Origin of the sequence: Brevibacillus humidisoli (assembly GCF_020923435.1) — a bacterium.
In the GTDB taxonomy this organism is placed as follows: domain Bacteria; phylum Bacillota; class Bacilli; order Brevibacillales; family Brevibacillaceae; genus Brevibacillus_E; species Brevibacillus_E humidisoli.
Genome location: NZ_CP087263.1, coordinates 3,002,735 through 3,025,204 on the forward strand (window position 1 = coordinate 3,002,735; position 22,470 = coordinate 3,025,204).

The 22,470-nt window shown below is 53.0% G+C and carries 18 protein-coding genes and 1 CRISPR repeat array; of the genes, 6 read left to right on the plus strand and 12 right to left on the minus strand.

What is annotated here, in order from left to right; all coding sequences use genetic code 11:
- Nucleotides 1–2: 2 nt before the first annotated feature.
- Both LOK74_RS14825 and moaC read right to left on the minus strand, forming a co-directional pair.
- Nucleotides 3–455, minus strand: a complete 453-nt coding sequence (locus LOK74_RS14825; RefSeq protein ID WP_230042807.1) for a MarR family winged helix-turn-helix transcriptional regulator — start codon at nucleotides 453–455, stop codon at nucleotides 3–5.
- A 495-nt stretch (nucleotides 456–950) separates the two neighbouring features.
- The gene (moaC, locus tag LOK74_RS14830) at nucleotides 951–1,457 is read right to left on the minus strand and encodes a cyclic pyranopterin monophosphate synthase MoaC (protein ID WP_230042808.1); all 507 of its coding nucleotides are present in this window, start codon (nucleotides 1,455–1,457) and stop codon (nucleotides 951–953) included.
- A gap of 326 nt (nucleotides 1,458–1,783) precedes the next feature.
- Here moaC and LOK74_RS14835 point away from each other — a divergent pair, with 326 nt between their 5' ends.
- Complete coding sequence (locus LOK74_RS14835) at nucleotides 1,784–2,809, plus strand: ThiF family adenylyltransferase (RefSeq protein ID WP_230042809.1); 1,026 nt, start codon at nucleotides 1,784–1,786, stop codon at nucleotides 2,807–2,809.
- Nucleotides 2,810–2,997: 188 nt separating this feature from the next.
- The gene (acnA, locus tag LOK74_RS14840) at nucleotides 2,998–5,727 is read left to right on the plus strand and encodes an aconitate hydratase AcnA (RefSeq protein WP_230042810.1); all 2,730 of its coding nucleotides are present in this window, start codon (nucleotides 2,998–3,000) and stop codon (nucleotides 5,725–5,727) included.
- A gap of 349 nt (nucleotides 5,728–6,076) precedes the next feature.
- Nucleotides 6,077–6,838: direct repeats of the CRISPR family, unit length 30 nt; unit sequence GTTTCAATTCCTCATAGGTACGATACAACC.
- A gap of 279 nt (nucleotides 6,839–7,117) precedes the next feature.
- Here acnA and LOK74_RS14845 read toward each other — a convergent pair.
- Together LOK74_RS14845 and LOK74_RS14850 are read right to left on the minus strand one after the other, a co-directional pair.
- On the minus strand, nucleotides 7,118–7,861 hold the full coding sequence (locus LOK74_RS14845; RefSeq protein ID WP_230042811.1) for an IclR family transcriptional regulator: 744 nt from the start codon (nucleotides 7,859–7,861) through the stop codon (nucleotides 7,118–7,120).
- A 162-nt stretch (nucleotides 7,862–8,023) separates the two neighbouring features.
- Nucleotides 8,024–10,699 carry a DNA translocase FtsK gene (locus LOK74_RS14850; protein ID WP_230042812.1) on the minus strand — a complete coding sequence of 892 codons (2,676 nt, stop codon included), beginning with the start codon at nucleotides 10,697–10,699 and terminating at the stop codon, nucleotides 8,024–8,026.
- Between the two features lie 226 nt (nucleotides 10,700–10,925).
- Here LOK74_RS14850 and LOK74_RS14855 point away from each other — a divergent pair, with 226 nt between their 5' ends.
- Both LOK74_RS14855 and LOK74_RS24090 read left to right on the plus strand, forming a co-directional pair.
- Complete coding sequence (locus LOK74_RS14855) at nucleotides 10,926–12,491, plus strand: copper amine oxidase N-terminal domain-containing protein (RefSeq protein WP_230042813.1); 1,566 nt, start codon at nucleotides 10,926–10,928, stop codon at nucleotides 12,489–12,491.
- Nucleotides 12,492–12,571: 80 nt separating this feature from the next.
- The gene (locus LOK74_RS24090) at nucleotides 12,572–12,706 is read left to right on the plus strand and encodes a hypothetical protein (RefSeq protein WP_255679458.1); all 135 of its coding nucleotides are present in this window, start codon (nucleotides 12,572–12,574) and stop codon (nucleotides 12,704–12,706) included.
- A 74-nt stretch (nucleotides 12,707–12,780) separates the two neighbouring features.
- On the opposite strand, the gene LOK74_RS14860 is transcribed toward LOK74_RS24090, so the two are convergent.
- The 4 genes from LOK74_RS14860 to LOK74_RS14875 all read right to left on the minus strand — a co-directional run bounded on the left by LOK74_RS14860 (nucleotide 12,781) and on the right by LOK74_RS14875 (nucleotide 17,304).
- A complete protein-coding gene (locus LOK74_RS14860; RefSeq protein WP_230042814.1) occupies nucleotides 12,781–13,182 on the minus strand; it encodes a MerR family transcriptional regulator in 402 nt (133 codons plus the stop codon).
- A 150-nt stretch (nucleotides 13,183–13,332) separates the two neighbouring features.
- Nucleotides 13,333–14,751, minus strand: a complete 1,419-nt coding sequence (locus tag LOK74_RS14865) for a tryptophanase (protein ID WP_230042815.1) — start codon at nucleotides 14,749–14,751, stop codon at nucleotides 13,333–13,335.
- 407 nt (nucleotides 14,752–15,158) lie between these two features.
- Complete coding sequence (locus LOK74_RS14870; RefSeq protein WP_230042816.1) at nucleotides 15,159–16,523, minus strand: sigma-54 interaction domain-containing protein; 1,365 nt, start codon at nucleotides 16,521–16,523, stop codon at nucleotides 15,159–15,161.
- A 4-nt stretch (nucleotides 16,524–16,527) separates the two neighbouring features.
- Nucleotides 16,528–17,304: an inositol monophosphatase family protein gene (locus LOK74_RS14875; RefSeq protein WP_230042817.1), complete on the minus strand. Its 777-nt coding sequence runs from the start codon at nucleotides 17,302–17,304 to the stop codon at nucleotides 16,528–16,530.
- 227 nt (nucleotides 17,305–17,531) lie between these two features.
- On the opposite strand from LOK74_RS14875, the gene LOK74_RS14880 reads away from it, so the two are divergent.
- A complete protein-coding gene (locus tag LOK74_RS14880) occupies nucleotides 17,532–17,909 on the plus strand; it encodes a hypothetical protein (protein WP_230042818.1) in 378 nt (125 codons plus the stop codon).
- Here the strand turns inward: LOK74_RS14880 and LOK74_RS14885 are convergent.
- The 4 genes from LOK74_RS14885 to LOK74_RS14900 form a co-directional block, all read right to left on the minus strand.
- Nucleotides 17,899–18,399, minus strand: a complete 501-nt coding sequence (locus LOK74_RS14885; RefSeq protein WP_230042819.1) for a PaaI family thioesterase — start codon at nucleotides 18,397–18,399, stop codon at nucleotides 17,899–17,901. The two genes, LOK74_RS14880 and LOK74_RS14885, sit on opposite strands and share 11 nt — an antisense overlap.
- A 183-nt stretch (nucleotides 18,400–18,582) precedes the next feature.
- Complete coding sequence (locus LOK74_RS14890; RefSeq protein ID WP_255679614.1) at nucleotides 18,583–19,287, minus strand: methyl-accepting chemotaxis protein; 705 nt, start codon at nucleotides 19,285–19,287, stop codon at nucleotides 18,583–18,585.
- 3 nt (nucleotides 19,288–19,290) lie between these two features.
- A complete protein-coding gene (locus LOK74_RS14895; RefSeq protein WP_230042820.1) occupies nucleotides 19,291–19,881 on the minus strand; it encodes a HAMP domain-containing protein in 591 nt (196 codons plus the stop codon).
- The gene (locus LOK74_RS14900; RefSeq protein ID WP_230042821.1) at nucleotides 19,878–20,057 is read right to left on the minus strand and encodes a hypothetical protein; all 180 of its coding nucleotides are present in this window, start codon (nucleotides 20,055–20,057) and stop codon (nucleotides 19,878–19,880) included. Before LOK74_RS14900 ends, LOK74_RS14895 begins: the two co-directional genes overlap by 4 nt.
- A 534-nt stretch (nucleotides 20,058–20,591) precedes the next feature.
- On the opposite strand from LOK74_RS14900, the gene ilvD reads away from it, so the two are divergent.
- Nucleotides 20,592–22,274 (plus strand): dihydroxy-acid dehydratase, encoded by a 1,683-nt coding sequence (ilvD, locus tag LOK74_RS14905; protein ID WP_230042822.1) that lies wholly within the window; start codon nucleotides 20,592–20,594, stop codon nucleotides 22,272–22,274.
- Nucleotides 22,275–22,470: the final 196 nt, after the last annotated feature.

Consider the following 22,470-nt stretch of genomic DNA (forward strand, 5'->3'; position numbering starts at 1 on the left):
ATTCACTTCCTCTCTCTTTCTGCTTGTGCTGCCAGCTTTTCCTGTAGGTACCTGTTGACCAGCATGAAAGATTGGCATATCTGCTCCACTTCCTCTTTCGTCATTCCGGCAAACAGTTCGCCCAAATAGGTTTTGCTCATAAACGGGAGACGCTGTTCCAACTGCTCCAAATCGCCTGCCAGGCAGACCCAAACCACACGCCGATCGTTCTGATCTTTTTGCCGGACGACGTATGCGTCTTTCTCCAAACGGTCGACCACTCCTGAGATCGTGCTGTACGGAAAGCCGGACAGCTTGCTTAGTTCCCCTATTGTTCTCGGCGATTCCATGATGTGCTTCAAGACAAATACTTCTGCGTATGAAATGCCGTATCGTCCGACCACCTCCGAAAAGATGTCATAAAACAATTCGTTCGTCTGCACCAGTAGATCGGACAATCGCTCTAGATGATCCAATCATTTCCCTCCCCTAGATATTTCGAGACACGAACATTTCGAAGCACGAAATATTATCCCACAAGTAGAACTACGCAAGCAAGACTACCGTTCGTAAAAACGGTTGGAACCTGACGCCATTGGAAGCAGGAAATCGTGATCGTCTCCTTTCAACATGTAAATACGAAAGAGAGTTACGAGAAATTGTGTCTATTTTGTTAAAAAAGCATGAACTTTTGTCCGGCAATGAAATAACCACCAGAGCGGAACTGCATCTCCCCTGTTAGCTAGCGTCTAACAAGTGGGTACAGTTTCACCCTGGCGGTTCTTTGCTCTGGACGAGCATAGTGGGGGGCGAAAGAGAAAAACAGGTTTGCTCGGCTCGTGGCAGTGCCCGCAAAGAAGCGGTCAAGACCGTCTCCGCTTCAAAACATCCCTTGTACCTTTGAAATGACCTGGCCGTTCGCCATTGCATAAGAGCCGTTGTCCCATCTGCTGCTGTGATTTCGCTCCCTTTTATTCTGATACCGTTTTTCCAGGCTGATCGGATCGGACGAATTCGCCGCTCTTCCCGCCTGTCTTGGACTGCAAGTAGGTCGGCCCCAGTACCATTTCTTTATCCATCGCTTTGCACATGTCGTACACCGTCAGCACTGTCACGCTGGCCGCCGTCAACGCTTCCATCTCTACCCCTGTCCTGCCGGTCGTCTTTACCTCTACTTCGACGGCGAGCGTATCGTCACTCTCAAAGGAGAAGCGGATGTCGATGCCTGAGAGCGGCAGTGGGTGACACATCGGGATGATCTCCCACGTTTTTTTGGCTGCCATGATCCCGGCTACCTGAGCCACTGCCAACACGTCACCCTTGTCAATCCGTCCATCGCGAATTCGCTGCAGCGTCTGTGGCGTCATTTTTACTTGACTGCAGGCAACAGCGACCCGCTTCGTCGTTTCTTTATCAGATATGTCAACCATCTTGGCCCGCATTTGTTCATTAAAATGTGTCAGTTGATCGTGCCCCATCTCGTTTCCTCCTCCACACGCTTTGCTATCCATACTTTCCTCTACCCTATATCAGCCAGGGGACAAAATCAACAGAGCAAAAATCTGTGTTCAGGCCAGCCTACTGCTGCTTCGGAAGATTTGGCAGGTTTGCCCGTTTGTGTTATCGTCTAGTTGGGAAAAGCGGTGGTAGTTGCCCTTTGTGGAAAAAACCACCTCGCTCTTTTGCAACAAAACGTGCAGATTGGGAAAAAGAAAAAGAAGAGGAAAAAAGCGAACGGAAGAAACGCACTCGACAGGCAGTTCTCCGCTCCGCCACCTCCTCGTCAGGAAAGGGAGTATTTGCAGTGGATATGCGTTATTCCCGACAGGTTTTGTTTGCCCCGATCGGTCGGGATGGTCAGGAAAAACTGGCCGCAAGCCGAGTGGCGATCGTTGGCATGGGAGCACTCGGGACCGTTTTGGCCAATCACATGGTACGCGCTGGAATCGGCTTTGTCCGGCTGATCGACCGCGATTTTGTCGAACCAAGCAACCTGCAGCGACAGATGCTCTATGACGAGACCGATGCCGAACAACATCTGCCGAAGGCGATGGCAGCTTACGACAAGCTGCGGCGGATCAACTCCCAGGTAATGTTGGAGCCTGTTGTGGCCGACCTGACGCCGTTCAACGCCGAACGCTGCCTGGCCGATGTCGATCTCGTCCTCGATGCGACAGACAACTTTCAGGTTCGCTATCTGATCAATGATCTCTGCGTGAAACACTCCATCCCCTGGGTGTACGGGGGAGCAGTCAGTGCCAAAGGCATGTTCACGGCGATCCGCCCAGGCCTCACTCCTTGTCTGCGGTGCCTGTTTCCGGAGGCGCCCAAACCGGGTGACACGCCCACATGCGATACCGCCGGGGTGATCGGCCCAATCATCCATGTCATCGCCTCCTATCAAGCGACAGAAGCACTCAAGCTGTTGGTCGGTGCAATAGATGCCCTCAATCCACATCTGGAACACTTTGATCTATGGCAGAATCAGCATCAACAGATTCGGGTCTCCTCCGCGCGACGGATCGACTGTCCCACCTGTGTCCAGCATCAGTTCGATTACCTTGAACCAGTGTCACAAGAGGGACTGGCTGCCTCGCTCTGCGGACGCAACACCATCCAGATCAGTCCGGCTGCCGATATGCAGCTTGACCTGAAGACCTTGCAAGATCGTCTCGCTCCATTGGGCGAGGTGGAACGAAATCCGTTTCTGATCCGCTTCCATATTGATGATCATACACTGGTTGTATTTCCTGATGGTCGTGTGCTGGTTCAGGGGACGGATGACCCCGTACTGGCCCGTTCTCTGCACGCCAGGTATATTGGAGCTTGATCGCCCTCCCCATTTAGCTGGACGGTGAGATTTTGAAACTTTTTGTTGCGATTTTGTGAAAAGACTATGGTAGACGAAGCACATATCGAGTATAATGAAGCCATAGCAAAGAAACGAAACCGGGTTTCATCTGATGAAACACTCTCGTTTCCTCTATCATTGCTTGATGAACAAGGAGGGTGATCGATTTGTCGAACAAAGACGCTTATCAAGTGAAATCGACGCTGCAAGTAGGAGATCGCTCCTACGCTTACTATCGACTGCAGGGGCTGGAAGAGAAGGGGATTGGCCCTGTCTCCAAGCTGCCGTTCTCGATCAAGGTACTGCTGGAAGCTGCCGTTCGCCAATTTGACGGTCGTGCGATTTCCAAAGAGCATGTACAGCAGTTGGCCAACTGGACCGAGGGACGTGACGCCAACAGCGAAGTACCGCTGATGCCTGCTCGTATCGTGCTGCAGGACTTCACCGGTGTTCCCGCCGTGGTTGACCTGGCTGCCATGCGCGAAGCAATGAAAGCAAAAGGTGGCGATCCGAAACGGATTAACCCGCTGGTACCAGTCGATCTGGTTATTGACCACTCTGTGATGGTTGACGCATTTGGTTCTGCAGATGCGTTGGAAACAAATATGAATCTGGAATTCGAACGCAACGAAGAGCGCTACCGCTTCTTGCGCTGGGCGCAAACGGCGTTTGACAATTTCCGTGCCGTGCCTCCGGCGACCGGTATCGTTCACCAGGTAAACCTGGAGTACCTCGCTACCGTCGTGGCCACCCGTGAAGTAAATGGCGAAATCGTGGCCTTCCCTGACTCGCTGGTAGGAACCGACTCTCACACCACCATGATCAACGGCCTGGGTGTAGTCGGTTGGGGTGTCGGCGGTATCGAGGCAGAAGCGGGCATGCTCGGCCAGCCGCTCTACTTCGTCACACCAGAAGTGGTCGGCTTCAAGCTGACCGGTACGCTGTCCGAAGGAGCGACTGCGACCGACCTGGCTTTGACCGTTACCCAGATGCTGCGGAAAAAAGGCGTGGTCGGCAAGTTCGTCGAGTTCTACGGCCCCGGCTTGTCAAGCATTTCACTGGCTGACCGTGCGACAGTAGCCAACATGGCTCCGGAATACGGTGCTACGATGGGCTTCTTCCCGGTTGACGCCGAGACACTCAACTACCTGCGTCAGACTGGCCGCAGTGAAGAGTTGATCACACTCGTAGAAGCCTATACCAAAGAACAAGGTCTGTTCCGTACGGACGACACTCCGGATCCGGTCTTCAGCGAGACGCTCGAACTGGATCTCTCCACCGTCGTGCCTAGTTTGGCTGGTCCTCGCCGTCCGCAAGACCGTGTCGAACTGACTGCGATGAAGGAAACCTTCAACAACAGCCTGCGCACCCCGATTGAGAAAGGCGGTTTCGGTCTGTCCGAAGATAAAATCGCCGCCCAATCGGAAGTGGTTCACCCGAACGGCGAAAAGAGCGTATTGAAAACTGGTTCCGTGGTTATCGCCGCGATCACTTCCTGTACCAATACATCCAACCCGAGCGTGATGCTGGGTGCAGGACTGGTAGCGAAAAAAGCCGTAGAAAAAGGCTTGATTAAACCTGCTTACGTAAAAAGTTCGCTGGCGCCAGGTTCCCGCGTCGTAACCCAATACCTGAGGGACGCAGGTCTGCAGGAATATCTCGACCAACTCGGCTTCCATACCGTGGGATACGGCTGCACCACTTGTATCGGCAACTCCGGTCCGCTGCCGGACGAGATCAGCAAAGGGATTGCTGACAACGATCTGACGGTAGCAGCGGTGCTTTCGGGTAACCGCAACTTCGAAGGGCGTATCCATGCTCAGGTAAAAGCCAACTACCTGGCTTCGCCGCCGCTGGTCATCGCCTATGCACTGGCTGGTACCGTGGACATCGACCTGACCAAAGAGCCAATCGGAACCGGCAAAGACGGTCAGCCCGTCTATCTGAAAGACATCTGGCCGACACCGCAAGAAGTCGCAGAAGCGACCAAGAAAGCGATGAACCCAGAATTCTTCCGTGCCGAGTACGAGCACGTCTTTACGGCCAACAAGCGCTGGAACGAGATCCCGACACCGGCTGGCGATCTGTACGAGTGGGACGAAAAGTCCACCTACATCCAAGAGCCGCCGTTCTTCAAGGATCTGAGCGACGAAGTAGGCCATATCGCTGACATCAAAGGTGCAAAATCAATGGCCCTGCTTGGTGATTCGGTAACAACCGACCACATCTCGCCGGCAGGAAACATCGCGCCAACCAGTCCGGCCGGTCTCTACCTGCAGGAAAAAGGAGTAGAACGGAAAGACTTCAACTCCTACGGTGCCCGTCGCGGTAACCACGAAGTGATGATGCGCGGTACGTTTGCCAATATCCGCATCCGCAACCAAATGGCACCGGGCACAGAGGGCGGCGTCACCACGTACCTGCCGACAGGCGAAGTGATGTCGATCTACGATGCCTGCATGAACTATCAAGACAACAACACGCCGCTGGTTGTCCTCGCCGGCAAAGAGTACGGGACAGGAAGCTCCCGCGACTGGGCGGCAAAAGGTACCTTCCTGCTCGGCGTGAAAGCGGTCATCGCTGAAAGCTACGAGCGGATTCACCGCTCCAACCTGGTGGGCATGGGTGTCCTGCCGCTGCAGTTCGCCAACGGCGAAAGCTGGCAATCGCTTGGCATCACCGGCAAAGAAACATTTGACATCGTCGGTCTTGGCGATGACGTACAGCCGGGCCAAAAAGCAAAAGTAAAAGCAACCCGCGAAGACGGCAGCACGTTTGAATTCGACGTGATCGTCCGTCTCGACAGCACCGTGGAAATCGACTACTACAAAAACGGCGGTATCCTGCAAACGGTACTGCGTCAGTTGATGGATGAGAATCCGGTAGCAGTAGGCTGATTGACGGGAATAGAGTGACAGGAGAACGGCGGGGAACCGCCGTTTCTTCTATGTGGAGTGGACGTCGGTCCCTTGTTGGGGGCACCGTACAATTGGGGAGTGGCGTTCAGGCTAGAAAGCCAGGGTAGGAATCCAATCGTTCGCACATGACGAAAGCCCTTTGGTTTTGCCGGTAGGCAAGGCCAAGGGCTTTTTTGGTGAGTTTTTTTCTGAGCAAACCCTTTCTTGGGGGAGGATCAAAAACACTTTTCATACCGCTACGATTTGTTATATCGGCACTTCGGTTTTAATTCTTGATAGGTACGATTACAAACTCCGGAGGTTATCGATGACTACACCAGCGGAGACGGTTTCAATTCCTCATAGGTACGATACAACCGCGACGGATCAGAGGGGCAGGCCTTTGTGGTTGCGTGAGTTTCAATTCCTCATAGGTACGATACAACCATATGGTTTGATGGATGGGAAAATGTTCTATACAAGTTTCAATTCCTCATAGGTACGATACAACCCACGTCACTACTCCGGGTGTGCCCTCAGTACTATTAGTTTCAATTCCTCATAGGTACGATACAACCGCGGCAATTGACGGGAAATGGCGGCGACTTAACGTGTTTCAATTCCTCATAGGTACGATACAACCCCTTCCGCGCGGAGGCGTGCGATCTCATTCGGTTGCCGTTTCAATTCCTCATAGGTACGATACAACCCCACCAACTGGGACTATAGGACGAGTTATCTTGATCAGTTTCAATTCCTCATAGGTACGATACAACCCCGGAGGATACACTGACAGCTAAGCGCAAGACCGAGTTTCAATTCCTCATAGGTACGATACAACCGAAATCGGCTGAATATTATCGAATGAACGCCGAGAAAGGTTTCAATTCCTCATAGGTACGATACAACCCACGTTGCAATCTTTGGTTGATTGGTTCAATCAACTGTTTCAATTCCTCATAGGTACGATACAACCGGAGGACGCGCAGTTTCTCGAAACCCGGAAGTTTCAACGTTTCAATTCCTCATAGGTACGATACAACCTTTTCGATAGATTGGGAATATCGCGCACCAAGTAGGTGTTTCAATTCCTCATAGGTACGATACAACCCCCAAAAACCCCCGACAACAATAGGATTCTCCAACCCCTGTCACACTCCTGCTTTTCATTATCTGCGAAAACCTAAAGATGGAAAAGCCATAGATTCCCTCCACTATACTTCATCTTTCTCATCTTTCCTCCAACACACAAAATGTCGTCGATCCCCCGGGTTTCCGACGCTACTAGGGATCGACGACATATCCACTCTTAGAACAAGCTCACCAAATATCCACTGATCATAACACCAGCCTAATCAAAACGACCGCCATTCCCGCTGCGCTCGCCATCCTACTTGATCATCTTGCCCATTCTCCAAGCCGCTTCCATCACCGGTCCAGAGATTTCTTTCATTCTCTCCATCGTCAAGCGGTTGGATGGACCCGATACTGCCAGAGCAGCCACGATCTTCCCGAATCCGTTAAAAATCGGCGCCGCGACCGCTGCTGCTCCTAGTTCTCGTTCTTCCACGCTGGTGGCATAGCCCAAGCTACGTATCTCTTCCAACTGCTCTACATAGGCAGACTTATCTACCGTATCCGGCCAGTCAGGGTCATGCAAAATATCCGCCCGTGTCGCTTCGTCGGCATAAGCGACCAGTACCTTGCTGGAAGCGCCAACGGCCAGCGGCATCCGTGCACCGACGGGAGCGACGCGGCGAATCGCTTGGTTGCTCTGCACGGCCTGGATGCGGATCCGCTCTTTATTGTCGCTCACGTACAAGCTGATCGTCTCTCCTACCAGATCACGCAGCCTCTCCATCTCCGGCAGCAGGATTTGCGCCGGATCATCGGAGCGGGACATATTGGCGGACAATTCCCAGATGCGGAATCCCAACCGATACTTTTCCGTTTGCGGATCACGGATCACAAACCCCTTCCCCTCCAATGAAGCGAGCAGACGGTGTACCGTGCTTTTATGCAGGGATATGCGGTTGGCGATTTCGCTTAATCCCAGTTCGGTGGTCTCTGTGAAGCAGAGCAAAATGTCCAGTGCCCGTTCAACAGCCCGTACGGTCGACTTTTGTTCTTCCACAACTCTCCCCCGCTTTCGAGCAGCGTCATGTGAATGAAGGTAAGATTCCCCGTGTCGTTTCACTAGCTGAAATGTGGTTTTACTATTAAGTATACTTGAAAACCAGTTAATTTAACATATCTGATGCGTCAAACCGGGAAAAGAGCGTACATTCGGCACCGCCTAAAACAGGCTCGTCCCTTCTGTCAGTGCTTTGGCATCCTCCGGAGAAATCAAAACCGTACGCGGTTTTCCCCCGCTCTGGCCGGATACGTACCCATCAGCCTCCATCATTTCGATCAGGCGGGCCGCCCGATTGTAGCCGATTCGAAAACGACGCTGCAGCGCTGAAGCGGAAGCCTGTCCTTGCTCCGCCGCATGAACGAGCGCTTCAAAATAGAGTGGATCTTCCCCTGCATCATAGGATTGAACAGATTGTTCCAGCTCCTCTTTGGTAAACAGGTAGTCTGGTTTTCGCTGTCGCTTGATCAACTCGGTAATCCGCTCGATCTCATCGTCGGACACGAAGTTGCCTTGCAGACGGACTGGAGCTGCCCCGCTCTCCAGGAACAGCATATCGCCGCGCCCCAGCAGCCGCTCCGCGCCAGACTGATCCAGAATGGTCCGCGAATCGATCTGGGAGAAGACAGCAAACGCGAGTCGGGTCGGCACGTTTGCTTTGATGTTGCCGGTGATGACATCAACAGATGGCCGCTGTGTGGCCAGCAGCAGGTGGATCCCGCACGCCCTGGCCTTCTGCGCGATGCGGATAATCGCATCCTCCACATCCTGCGGTGAGACCATCATCAGATCAGCCAGCTCGTCAATGATAATCACGATATACGGCAGAGCCTCCTCCGCAACGCGGTTGTACCGTTCAATGTCGCGAGCGCCAGCGTCCACAAACAGCGCATAGCGCCGCTCCATTTCCTCTACAGCCCACTTCAGCGCGGCAGTCGCCTGCTTGGCATCGGTGACGACAGGTGTGACCAGATGCGGCAGGTGATTGTACGGTGCCAGCTCTACCATCTTGGGATCGATCAGCAGCAGCCGGACCTGATCTGGACTTGCTTTGAACAACAGGCTGACGATGATTGAATTGATGCAGACGCTTTTTCCGGAACCCGTCGCCCCAGCGATCAACCCATGCGGCATTTTTTTAATGTCGGCGACGATCGCCTCACCGCCGATGTCCATGCCAAGTGCCACTGCCAGAGGTGACGGATGTTCGCGGAAGGTAGCAGACTCGATGATTTGGCGGATATAGACCGGCATGCTTTTGCGATTGGGTACCTCAATACCGACCGCGTTTCGTCCGGGAATCGGCGCTTCAATGCGGATATCCTTGGCGCTCAGGCTCAACTTGATATCGTCGGACAGTCCGGTGATCTTGTTTACCTTTACCCCGGGCGCAGGCTGCAGTTCAAAACGGGTCACGCTGGGCCCGCGGACAATCCCCACAACCTGTGCCTGAACGTTGAAGTTTTCCAGCGTTTCCTCCAAGAGCCGTCTCTGTTCGCTCGTTGACTCCTCATCTGCTTGTTCCAACTGCGGCGGCGATTGCAGCAAGTCAAGCGGAGGGTAGCGGTAAGTTTCCTGCCGCCCTTCAGCCGCTCTGCCAAACATCCTGTCCGGCACGTTTGAAGGTGTGACCGTACGGGCAAACGACGGGCCTGCCACGGGTTGCATGGATGGGCGGGTTTGCTCCGATCGCACCTGGTCTTCCATTCGTTCCCGTTCCTCATTATGATGCTGCTGCAACCACAGCTCTTTGGTCATCTCCTGTCCAGTAGCGGACCAAGAAGACGTTGGAGCCGCATCCAGTGTGACGGCCGCCTCATCATCTGGGTCGTGATCCGCGTTCGTTCCCAATTCGGAAGAGACTGCCAACTCCGCAGCCGCGCCCACCACTCGGTCAGTCTCCTCGGCTTGGTCAGTCTCCTCAGAATGATATGATCTGCTCCTAGCCTCTCCTTGCAAAGACCCGTTCCGTTCATCGCTGAGCTGGTTCGCTTGTGCGTCGGCACCGGTCTCTCGTGGCAAGAATGGGGAGAAGTTGGTTGCTTTGCTGTCAATGTGCTCTCCTGATGTGCCCTCCTCTGGACTGCGCTCTCCCCTGCTGTTTTCTTCTGGCTTGTTTTCTTCTACTGCCGACTGCTCCCACCGATTTGTCAGATCTACTGCAGCCGGAGATGCCTTTTCAACGGCGGCAGATCCGTTCTCCTGCTCATCGCCGCTGTTCACATCTGCCATCCGTTCATCTCGCAGCGGATCTGACTCCGAGTGTTCTTGCTCGCTCTGATGGAACTGGTTACGGGACGGATCGTCCGAAACACGTCGTTGATTGGGATCGATCCTGCCGTATATGGGAGAAATGATTTCTGTCGCTTCCAAACTGGCGCTTTCTTTGTGACGTTCCGCTTTTGGCGTCCTTTGCTCCCTCGACCGTTCCCGGTTCGACTCGTTCACCTGCTCTTTGTTTTCCCATCGTTTGGACGGTGGGACTTCTGCTTGAGAAGCAGGCTGCTCTTTACTTGCAACTCCCTCTTTGTCCTGTTCTCGGCGCGTCGTCGATTGGGCGAACAGCTCGTATGGAGCCGGCAGATCGTCACTCCCCCGCGAGGTTCGCTTCGGCTGATCGGGAATGACAGGAAACCGAAACTGCCCACGCCGCTCCGCTCCCCGCTCTTCCTCCGGGGGTGAGGATCGGCGCCTCTTCCGGTCTTTGGGATAAATATTTTTGGAGCGAGCCTCCAGAGATCGCGGCTTCACAGCGTGCGAGGAGAGATCAGGCGGGCGTTGTTCCCCTTCCGCTTCGCTCATTAAGTTTTTCCATAGCTGTACAATCCACTTCCACATGTTGCTTCGTCCTTTCTTGCTCTTTGAGGCAGCAGAATTCGTTCGCGCTTGTTCTTTTATCTTATCATGAATTGCTAGGTATTTTTGCCATCCCTGATTATTTTCTCTTTCCCGAAACTTTCCGCATGTTGTAACGTATACACATGTGGGTGTTCATTCAGCTCATGGCTGTTCCGCGTTCGGCGCAGCCAACTAATGGCACGAAAACAAGAAAGAGGTGTACCAGATGTTTTTGAAGAAGGGAATCATTCTACTCCTGTCTGCCATGCTGCTGCTCGCAGGGTGCGCAGGAGAGGCGTCACTCGTACGTGATGCTGTCGTCCAATCGGTAGAAAATCCAAACTACGACTACCAAGGGACGCTGAAACTGACCGGCAACATCGACGAACTGCTCGAATTGTCCGGCGAAGAAGTGGACGAAGAGGCTCAAGCGGTACTGGACGCGATCGAGGCAGGTCTGACCATTCGTGGGTCACAGCTTGATCTCAACCGCGCAAAACTGGTATTGGAAGCAAATGACGATAGTCTGCTTCGTGAAAAAGGGCTGTGGACAGGAGACGACAAAGCAGCGCTGGAACTGCTGCTCGATACCAACACGACTTATCTGAAGTCTCCGATTGATGAGAAGTACATCGCGATCGATCCAAATGAAATGGACCAATCCGGTATCGATCCGGAAGAGGCAAAAGCCTTCCAGGAAAAAGTAAATGAGCTGATGATCGACTTCTTGAAGAAGTACGTCGCTGAATACGGCTTCGAGCTGTCTGACGCTGAGAATCTCGGCACAGAAACAGTAACCCTGCCGAACGGCGATGAGGTAGAGGCAACCCACGTCTCCATCACACTGGATACGAAAGAGCTGATTAACCTCTTCCTCTATACGGCAAAAGATGCTACGACCAACCCAGAAGTTCGCAGCTTTGCCATCGATCTGATGACAGCGATCAGTGAGTTTGCCGAAGCGAATGGCGAAGAAATGCCGTTCCCAGCTGAAGATCGCAAGGCTCACATCGAAGAGATGGTAGACGAAGGTCTGGCGCAGCTGAAAACGATGGTAGACACCCTGGAACAAACCTACACGGTTGACGAAATGGTGGAAATGGCACAAGAAGAAGGGCTGAAGTCGCTGGAAGTAGAGCTGGATTACTACATCAACGACGACAAGCTGCCTGTCCGCACCACCAGCACCATCGAAGTATCTTTTGAAGATCCTAGCGGGGAACTCTCGGTTCCGGTAAAACTCGGCCTTGAGAGTGACAGCTACATCTGGAATTACGGTGAAGCCACCTCGTTTACCTATCCGGATGAGGAAGACACTATCTCGATCGAGCAATTGACCGAAGAAAAAGAAGTAGAAGGCCTGAATAAAGACGGCTTCCTGTACGCGATCGTACAAGAAATGAACAAGGAAACCGGGATGATCGTATTCGATCTCAACGAGAACTCGACTACTTTGAACGGTGAAGCGCATGCTGACGTGAAGCCGTACCAAGATCCGAAAACCGGGACGACCATGGTACCGTTCCGCTTTATCGGGGAAGCGATGGGAGCTGACATCAGCTTCGACGCTGAGACCAAAGCGGCTATCTTTGAAAAAGACGATGTTCGCATCGTCCTGACCAATGGCAGCAGCACGGCAGAAGTGAACGGTGAAACCGTCACGCTTCCGCAGCCTAGCGTAATCAAAGACGGCTCCCTCTACGTTCCGCTGCGTTTTGTCAGCGAGCAGTTGGGCGCAGAAGTGATCTGGATCGATGAAGTCAAACAAGTGCTGATCCAGTACGAGAAGTAAGCATATTATCATCAAAGCGGCTCGCGTCAACCAAGCGAGCCGCTTTCTTTTTCGGTCATCTCGACGGGGATGAACAGGTCGTGAATGCAGCAACCAGAAAGGCGTATGAAGAGGCAGGGATCGTCTTCCTTACGTGCGAAAAGCGATCGATAACGACGTACGAGGGATGTGGTTTGACAGTGACGGCTGGTCGGCTGATTGAGATCAGATTGTGAGCAGCGATCTTTCTGTCGAATTGGAGTGAAAGGGCCCCTCTAGGGGAAAAAACCCGGCTGTCCTATGCCGGGGTCTATCGCATACTGATGTGAATCCGGGCATCTTTCAGCCAGTCGTCAAGGGCATCCTTATAAAAAATATACTTGTTATTGATGGCAATGTAGGGAATGCCCAACTCTGCTCGATTCACGAACTCCGACAATTCCTTGTAGTCCATGCCAAGATACTGGGCAGCATCACTCATGTACATGTATTCCTTATCCCCTTGCACGTTGTCCCGCTGCCCACCTCTACTGCTGGCGACCTCTCTTGTTACATCGGCCAACTTACGGATCGCCTGAGCCACTTGCCCGCTGTCATCCCCATAGCGAGCCCGTGCTACTTGCTCAAGCGCACCAGCGATGACATATGAGCCGATCAAGATCGATACGGCCAGTCCCCCAATCGCTACTGCAAACCATTTCTCTTTTTCCATGGTTTCACCTCCAAACCATCACAGCGAGCCTCAACAGCTCGCTGCCTCTGTACGGAACCACCCTATGAATTCCCTACTGTGAATAGCGTACAATACAACTGAAGTGCAAGGCCAGAATGAATTCTTTCATCTCTATCAAGACTCTACTCTCTACTCGTTCGTCTCCTCACCAGGGAAGGCGTCCCCCGATACCGGCTCCAGTCTGGCAGTAAAGTGACGCAGAATGTCGGGCTCATAAGTAAAACGTACTCCGCTGATCTGCTCCCGCCGCTTGTAAATGCTGATCAGGGCGTCAGCCACCACCCGCAGGTGGTTGTCTGTGTAGACGCGCCGAGGGATGGTCAGCCGCAGGAACTCAACAGGCGACTGCAGATTTTTTCCGGTTTCCGGATCACGCCCCAATAAAAAGGAACCTACTTCCACCCCGCGCACGCCTGCCTCTACGTACAGTTCCACTGCCAACGCATGGGCAGGGAATTGATCGAATGGGATATGCGGCAGGAACTTTTTGGCGTCGACAAATACGGCATGACCGCCTACCGGCTTTTGGATGGGGATGCCTGCCTCGTCTAACCAACGTCCCAAACGTTCCACCTGTCCCATCCGATGAGCCAGATAAGCTTCCTCAATCACTTCACGCAAGCCGCGGGCCAAAGCTTCCATATCGCGTCCGGCCAAGCCACCGTAAGTGGGGAATCCTTCATACGGGACGACCATCGCTTGGATCCGCCGGTACAGGTTTTCATCCTCTTTGAGCGCAATCATGCCGCCCATGTTGACCAACCCGTCTTTTTTGGCACTCATCGTCAACCCGTCGCCGTAAGAAAACATTTCTCGCACTATTTCCTCGGTGCTCTTGTCCGCATATCCCGCTTCCCGCTGCTTGATAAAATAAGCGTTTTCCGCAAAACGGGCAGCGTCAAAAAAGAGCGGCAGTCCTCTCTCCCGCGCCATCTTACTAACCGCACGGATATTGGCCATCGATACGGGCTGTCCTCCAGCACTGTTGCAAGTGATTGTAATCAGGATAAACCCGATCTGCTCACGCGGGGTGGCATCCAGATAAGTCTTCAGTTTTTGCAGATCGAAATCGCCTTTAAACGGATAGAGAGAGTCGGTATCGAACGCTTCCTCGACGACGAAGTTGAGCGCACACCCACGGGCCAGTTCTATGTGTGCCTTGGTTGTATCAAAGTGCATGTTGCCGATCGCGATTTGACCAGGGGTATGGAGCAGCAGCGGAAACAGCACCTGTTCCGCTCCCCTCCCCTGATGGGTAGGAATCACGTAGCGATACCCGAACAGCTCTTGGACGACACGTTCCAGATGGTAAAAGCTGCGGCTGCCGGCATACGCCTCGTCTCCTATCATCAAGCCCGCCCACTGTGTATCGCTCATCGCTCCCGTTCCACTGTCGGTCAACAGGTCGATATAGACATCTTCCGCGCGCAGGGAAAAGGGATTGTAACCCGCTTCGATGATCCGCTTGATCCGCTCCTCACGGGGAATCAGCCGGATTGGCTCCACCATCTTGATCTTGTATGGCTCCGCACGATAATGATTTTCCATCACTCAGCCTCCTCGGTATTCACAGTTCCTTCTACCTGCTTATGATGGGTAGCAATCCGCGTGCCAATGCCATGGCGAGAATTGGGGAGGGCCGATGGAGGTTCTGCTGCGCCAATCGTTTTTCCCCGAAAAAGAGAGGCCCTTTTCTATGTTAGGGCCCCTACTCTAACCAATACTTTCATTCACATGTCCTATAATAGAACACCAAAAACCTTTTTTGATTCATTATGAAACAAAAAAGCGGAACATTCCGCTTAGAGGCTGTAAAAAAAGAGGGATGGCACGGGAGATTGTATTCTTTTCCTTCCATCGATCATAGCCACTTTCCAGGAAACAGAACGATCGGCAGCACACGATTCGAAAACGAGCGAACCTTAAAACGGGAGCTTCATTGTATTATTTTTGTCTCATTTCGAAACATCAAGACCATCTAGTCCATACTCTTTCAGCTTTCGATAGAGAGTCGATCTGGATATGCCAAGCTGTTTGGCCAGTTCCCCGCGTGTGACGGATCGCTGCAACCCATACCGGATATAGGCAGCCTCCATTTCCGCCAATGTCCGAATCGGTTCATCAGTTCCTGCAAGGGGCGGACTACCAGGACTGGATAGCTGCTGCAGGGACAGATCATCCACCTTGATCCGATCATGTTCGCAAACGGCTACCGCCCGTTCCATCAGGTTGGACAGTTCACGAAAATTGCCGGGGAAATGATACTGCTCGATGTGGAGCAGCGCTTCTTTGGAGAGTACGACATGGGGGCGGCCCAGCTTTTGTTTGGCTCGCTCAAAAAAGAATTGGGTAAAGAGGCGGATATCTTCGCCTGTCTCCCGGAGCGGTGGCAGTTGTATCGGGAAAACAGCGAGCCGATAGTACAGATCCTGGCGGAATGTACCCTCCTGCACCATACTGGAAACATCGCGATTGGAAGCGCTGATCACCCGCACGTCTGTTTTTCGCTCCATCCTGCCCCCTACCCGCATCACTCTCATGTCTTGCAATACCCGCAGCAGTTTCACCTGCAGGTGAATCCCGATTTCTGTGATCTCATCGAGGAACAGCGTCCCTCCTTCTGCCATCTCGAATAATCCTGGACGCCCTCCTTTTCTCGCTCCCGTAAATGCCCCTTCCTCATAACCAAACAATTCGCTTTCCAACAACGACTCTGGAATCGCTGCGCAGTTTACCGCCAGAAACGGTTTCTCCCTGCGCTCGCTCGAAGCGTGAATGTAGCGGGCCAGTACTTCTTTTCCTGTCCCACTCTCCCCGATCAGCAGCACAGGCGAGGGAATTAGCGACGCTTTTTGCGCGAGCCGCCACATCTGTTCCCGTTTGAGATGGCGGCCAAACAGCACGCCATCTGGTTCAAAAGTTTGCACCTGCATGGTGCGGATCGTCTCCGCCGCTACCTGCAATTGTTCCGTTAGCTGCCGCAGTTCCGTCACATCCCGAAACAACGACAGCGCCCCTATTCGTTTGCCTCGATGGGCAAGCGGCGTGATATTGGATATGACCTCTCTGTCCAGCACTTTCGTCTTTACCCCTGTCTGTGCTTCTCCCGTTTTCAACGTGTGCAGCAGACGGGAAAACGGAACGGCATCTGTCACGTACTGTCCCAGCACGTCTTCCGGTGCGAGTCCGGTGATCCGCCGGTTCGCTTCGTTTACATACCGAACAATCCCCGCCTTATCGATCACTACGACTCCGTCGTACAACGCATCAAGGATAGGTGCGGCAACCTCAATCATCTGCTGGAGCACGGATTGGCTCATGCGATCACTCCTTGATCAGGCGACGAACCTCCTCGTGCAGCGGACCGTTACTCGCCATCATCGATGGAAGATCATCGGGATCAAATGGTTTATGTTGATACGTCTGCCCCTGCCAGTCTGTAATCTTCGCACCCGCCTCCTGGGCAATCAAAATGCCGGCCGCCACGTCCATCACACTGGACCGCTGCAAGATGATGTAGTCGATCCAACCATTTGCCAATAAACACCAGTCCAATGCCGGGGCGATCGTCCGCAGCAGCCGTTTGCTTCGCAGCACAAACGGTTCGGTGAAAGCCAGTTCCTCTTCTCTGCTCAACGAATCACGTCCACGGATATAGGAACCCACCGCTTTGGTCAGTTCACGGCGTGTATTGACGGAGATCCGCCTGCCGTTGAGATAGGCTCCTTTTCCGCGCTCCGCCCAAAACATCTGCTCAGCGATCGGATTGTACACCACGCCCAGCACAATCTGCCCCGCTTGCTGTAGGGCAATCGAAACAGAGAAGTACGGATAGCCGATAAAGTAGTTGTTCGTCCCATCCAGCGGGTCGACGATCCAGAGATACTCGTCTTCTCGTCGCACCATCCCCACTTCCTCCGAGATGATCGTATGCGTGGGGAAGTGTTGGTGGAGCAAACGGATAATCCGCTCTTCGCTCCCTTTGTCTTCCGGCAGCTTCACATCGTTGTGCGATTCCAGATCAGGGGTTAGCTGCTGCATGAATCGTTGCTTCAGGTATCCACCCGCTTCGCGGGCCGCTTGTTTTGCAATCTCCAGCATCTTGATTCCTACTCCTTTTCCTGTCTTTTACATCCTTAGCAGACCTGCGAAGAGCATACTCGCCTCCCGCTGCAAAACGGTGTTTGTCTGTGGGGACTCCATTGGGTCGTTGTGACCTATTGCCGTTGCGTCGCGTGACGATTGCCTTGATTTTCCCTTGCCTTTTCATCGTGCGCTGACTATCATAGAAAAAAGCTGCTTGCTTACAAGAAAGGAGGCAGGTACACGTGAACAGCGATTTTATCCGCTTGAGAAACCTGGAAGGCGAGCTGAAGCTCACCCAGATGAACAGGAGCTACAGCTGTTCCGTCACCAGCAAAGAACTGGTGTTTCAAAAGCCGCACATGACCTACCATCTGTTCTTGCACGACATTCTCAGCATCGTGCCGATTTCACCGGAACAGCGGACGATTCCCTTTCGCCACAGTGCCGATCAGGCTCGTTCCGAGTATGGTTCCGATTACTATAAGATAGCCGTGAAGTGGGGACGGGTTGTTACCCGTTCCGGTGTTGTGGAACGGGAAGATATGGAGTTTATCGTCCCGCTGTCCAACAAGATGCTGCAGTACATCGCCAAATACAGCGGAATGACGATTATCCCGTAGCCCCCTTAGTTTTTGGGTGACCGAGGAGCATAAAGCTGCCGGTAGCGTGGGCCACTAATCGCTCCACATCGTCGTACAAGCTAGCCTCACACACGACCAGGCTTTGTCCGCGGTGCAGGATAGCGGCTACACAGCGCAGCTGTTTGCCCGTGCCGGGACGGATGTAATTAATCTTCAGTTCCGTTGTCACAGCGTACCGTCCGTTTGGCAGCGATCGGTTGATCAACGAGCCCATCGTCGAATCGATCAGCGTGGCCGTAATCCCACCGTGCACCACCCCGAGCGAATTGTGCATAAACGGTGTAATCGGCACGATAAACTGATACGTCCGCTTTTCCTCGTCGAGATACTCTCCCGACAGGCCGAGAAAACCGGACAGATAGGCGCTGTTCCGCTCCCGCTTGCGACGTACAGCTTGAGCGGCCAATGCAAGCACTTCACGCTCTTGTTCCGTTCCGTTCTCCCAAATCTCTCGTAATTCTTCCAGCATAGCTCTCTCCTCCGCTTCCGGTCGTTCCTAGTACCAGATCCTTTTCCATTGTACCCCAACGCCCAGATGTCGATCAAAAGCAAAACGCGCTCGGAGTGCTGCTCTTGAGCGCGTTTTCTGTATACTGCCTTTATCCATGTCGAACCCTATCTGTCAGTCTCCGCTATACCTTAAACCTTCCGATCAGCTGCTGCAGTTCTTCTGCCATTTTGGCCAAAGCAGAAGTGGATGCTGAAATATCTTCCATGGATGCCAACTGTTCCTCGGTTGCCGCGGAAACACTTTGCGTGCCCGACGCTGCTTCGGCGGCAGTCTCAGCGATCTGTTCAATCGCTTGGTTGACCTGTTCGCTGCTGGCGGATGCCTGTCTGGAAGATACGTGATCTGCTGGATCTGTGTAGTGACAATCCGGATCGATTGCTGGATTTGTTCAAACGATTCTCCAGCGGTATGGACCACCTCGATTCCCATAGTCACCTCCTCGGTGCCGGTCTCCATCAACTCAACAGCACGGCTGGTAGCTTCCTGAATCGTAGCAATCAGTTGGACGATTTCTTGTGTCGAGGCAGCAGCTTGTTCGGCCAGTTTTCTCACTTCGTCGGCAACAACTGCGAAACCTCGGCCATGTTCGCCTGCGCGCGCTGCTTCAATTGCAGCATTGTGGGCGAGCAGATTGGTTTGAGCGGTGATCTCGGTGATCACTTGAGTGATCTGACCAATATTTGCAGTATTGTCACTCAATGTGTTGACCACTACGGCTAGATCTTTCATTGTACGATGGATGGAATTCATCTGCTTGATCGCTGTTTGGATCGACTGGTTGCCTGCGACGGCCCTGTTGGACGTATCCTCTGCCTTCTGGGAGACATCACCGGCATGCGCGGCAATCTCCTAGATCTGGTTGGTCATCGCCGCAATTGATGCAGATCCCTCTCCCACACTTTGCACCTGCCGATCCGTACCAGCCGCTACCTCTTGGATGGTTAGAGAGATCTGTTCCGCTGCCTTGCTGTTTTGCTCTACACCGGCCGAAAGTTCCTCTGCTGACGCCACTACCTGTTCCGCCGACTCGCCAACCTGCGCGACAAGACGCTGAATCTGTTCCAACATCGCGTTGAACGACGCTGAGAGCTCGCCTACTTCATCCTTTCCTGTTACGGGCAAGCGTGCCGTCAAATCGCCTTCGTTGCCAGCCAATTCGTTCAACCGCTGCGATACGACAGTGAGCGGCCTCAGTTTTTTAAACAAGACGACAAACACGCCAGCCCCTCTCAACAAGACGAGAGCGATCATCACATTAGTCAGCATGAGATAGAAGGCCGCCATGTCGCTGGCTTGCTTCTTTTCCCCATCTACCCGCTTCTCCATCGTCTCCTGGAATTGCAGGATCATCTCATTGATCTTCTGTTTATAAGATGCATACTCCTCGCCAAACATCAATTGTCGGGCTTTGTCGAAATCGTCTGACTCGACAGCTTTCATCGCTTCCTCTCTAGCCTGACCAGATCATCCGATTGCTGCTTTGCCTGCTCGACTAGAGCCAGCTCCTCTTCGGGTGTGTTCAATTCCCGCAATTGTTGGATGACCCTTTCACGTGTCTTTGTCTCGTTTACCTCACGCCAATAATTATCGAAGTGAACACGGTCGCCAAACTGCACACAAGCCCGCATCTCATGAGTGAGGTAATCGGACGTATTTTTCAGGTCAAATCCAAGCTGTCTCGTGATGAGTTGCTTTTGAACCCATTCCCGTTCCTGTTAAATACTCGAATTCAACTGAAATACGGTGAGAACACTTACTAGCATGACAACAGTCAATATGCCGCCCATCAGTTTCAGCAAAACAGAAATTTTCAACCGATCCACCCTCCCACCTTTGTGCTATCTTTCCTTTTCCCAAATCGAAAATAGTCGAAACTTGTCGTTTTAATTACACAAATTTGTTTTTGTCGAATGAAGCAGATTTATCACTCCCCCCCTCTATTCTCTTATTGGAAAACTGGTCGCAAATCTTGAAATTTTCTTATTTTGCGGTATGATTGAAAGTTATAAGAGCTTAAGGACAACAGCTCTTTTGTCAGTGATTATTCCAAACGTCATATAGGGCAGAAAAGAGTCCCACAGGACATACGTTCTGGCTCACCAGAGAAACATCTCGACGTAGGATTCGACAGTAAGGAGAGGGAGGTAACCATGGCAAAGCAAAAACGTAGAAGTGACATGATTAAGAAGGGATTTGACCGTGCACCACACCGGAGTTTGCTCCGTGCGGCCGGGGTGAAGGAGGAGGATTTCGACAAGCCGTTTATCGCGATCTGCAACTCGTACATCGACATCATTCCGGGCCACGTTCACCTGCAGGAGTTCGGCAAAGTGGTTAAGGAAGCTGTGCGTGAAGCTGGCGCTGTTCCGTTTGAATTCAACACGATCGGCGTAGACGACGGTATTGCGATGGGCCACATCGGGATGCGCTACTCCCTGCCCAGCCGGGAGATCATTGCTGACAGTTTTGAGACCGTCGTGAATGCCCACTGGTTTGACGGTGTGATCTGCATCCCCAACTGCGACAAGATCACCCCTGGAATGATGATGGGGGCGCTTCGCGTCAACATTCCTTCCGTCTTTATCAGCGGCGGCCCGATGGCAGCAGGTAAGACAAGCGATGGTCGCAGCATCTCGCTCTCGTCTGTCTTTGAAGGCGTCGGTGCCCACCAAGCTGGACTTATTAACGACGATCAACTGCAAGAGTTGGAGCAGTTTGGCTGTCCTACCTGCGGCTCCTGTTCGGGGATGTTCACCGCCAACTCGATGAACTGTCTGGCAGAGGTGCTCGGGATTGCACTTCCCGGCAACGGTACCATTCTCGCCACGTGGCCGGAGCGCAAGGAACTGGCCAAATCAACGGCAGCCCATCTGATGCACTTGATCGAACATGACATCAAACCGCGTGACATCGTCACGGCAGAAGCGATTGACGATGCCTTTGCCCTGGATATGGCGATGGGCGGCTCGACCAATACCGTTCTGCACACGCTGGCGTTGGCCCATGAAGCCGGAGTCGATTATCCGATTGAGCGCATCAACCAGGTAGCAGATCGTGTGCCTCACCTATGCAAACTGGCTCCTGCCTCAGACTACCACATCGAGGATTGCCACCATGCAGGCGGTGTCTCTGCGATCCTGCGTGAGCTGTCGAAAAAAGAAGGCGCGCTTCACATGGAGCGGATCACGGTGACGGGCAAAACGCTGGCGGAAAACGTCAAGGATGCAGAAATCAAGGATGAAAAGGTGATCCATCGCCTCGACAACCCGTACAGTGAACGGGGCGGACTGGCCGTCTTGTTTGGCAACATAGCGCCAGAAGGAGCGATCATCAAAACCGGTGCGGTAGACGCCTCGATCAAAAAGCACGAAGGGCCGGCGATCTGCTTTGATTCTCAGGAAGAAGCGTTGGCGGGGATCGCGAACGGCAAGGTAAAAGAAGGCCATGTCGTCGTCATCCGCTATGAAGGGCCAAAAGGCGGACCGGGTATGCCGGAAATGCTGGCCCCTACTTCACAAATTGTCGGCATGGGGCTCGGTACCAAAGTGGCGCTGATCACAGATGGTCGCTTTTCTGGTGCCTCCCGCGGGATCAGTATCGGACACGTCTCTCCGGAAGCGGCCGAGGGCGGTCCAATCGCCTTCATTCGCGATGGTGATTTGATCACAATCGACCTCGAAGGGCGCTCGATCCAACTGCACGTCTCCGACGAAGAGCTGGCCAAGCGGAAAGCAGAATGGCCCGGATTTGAGCCGAAAATCAAGACTGGCTATCTTGCCCGCTACACCAAGCTGGTCACCAATGCGAGCAAGGGCGGGATTATGGAGATCTAGTAGTGACAGACTTCTGCTGCGTATGAGAGCTGGCATATACATGCCATATATGAAAAAAAGAACCCGAGTAAAGGACTCTATCAAAAGCCTGTTACTCGGGTTCTTTTCCGTCTGAGTTCGATTTGTGTGCTTGGGAACAAACCCAAAGCGCCCAAAATCACACATTACTGAGACCAATATGCGGGAGACTATAAGT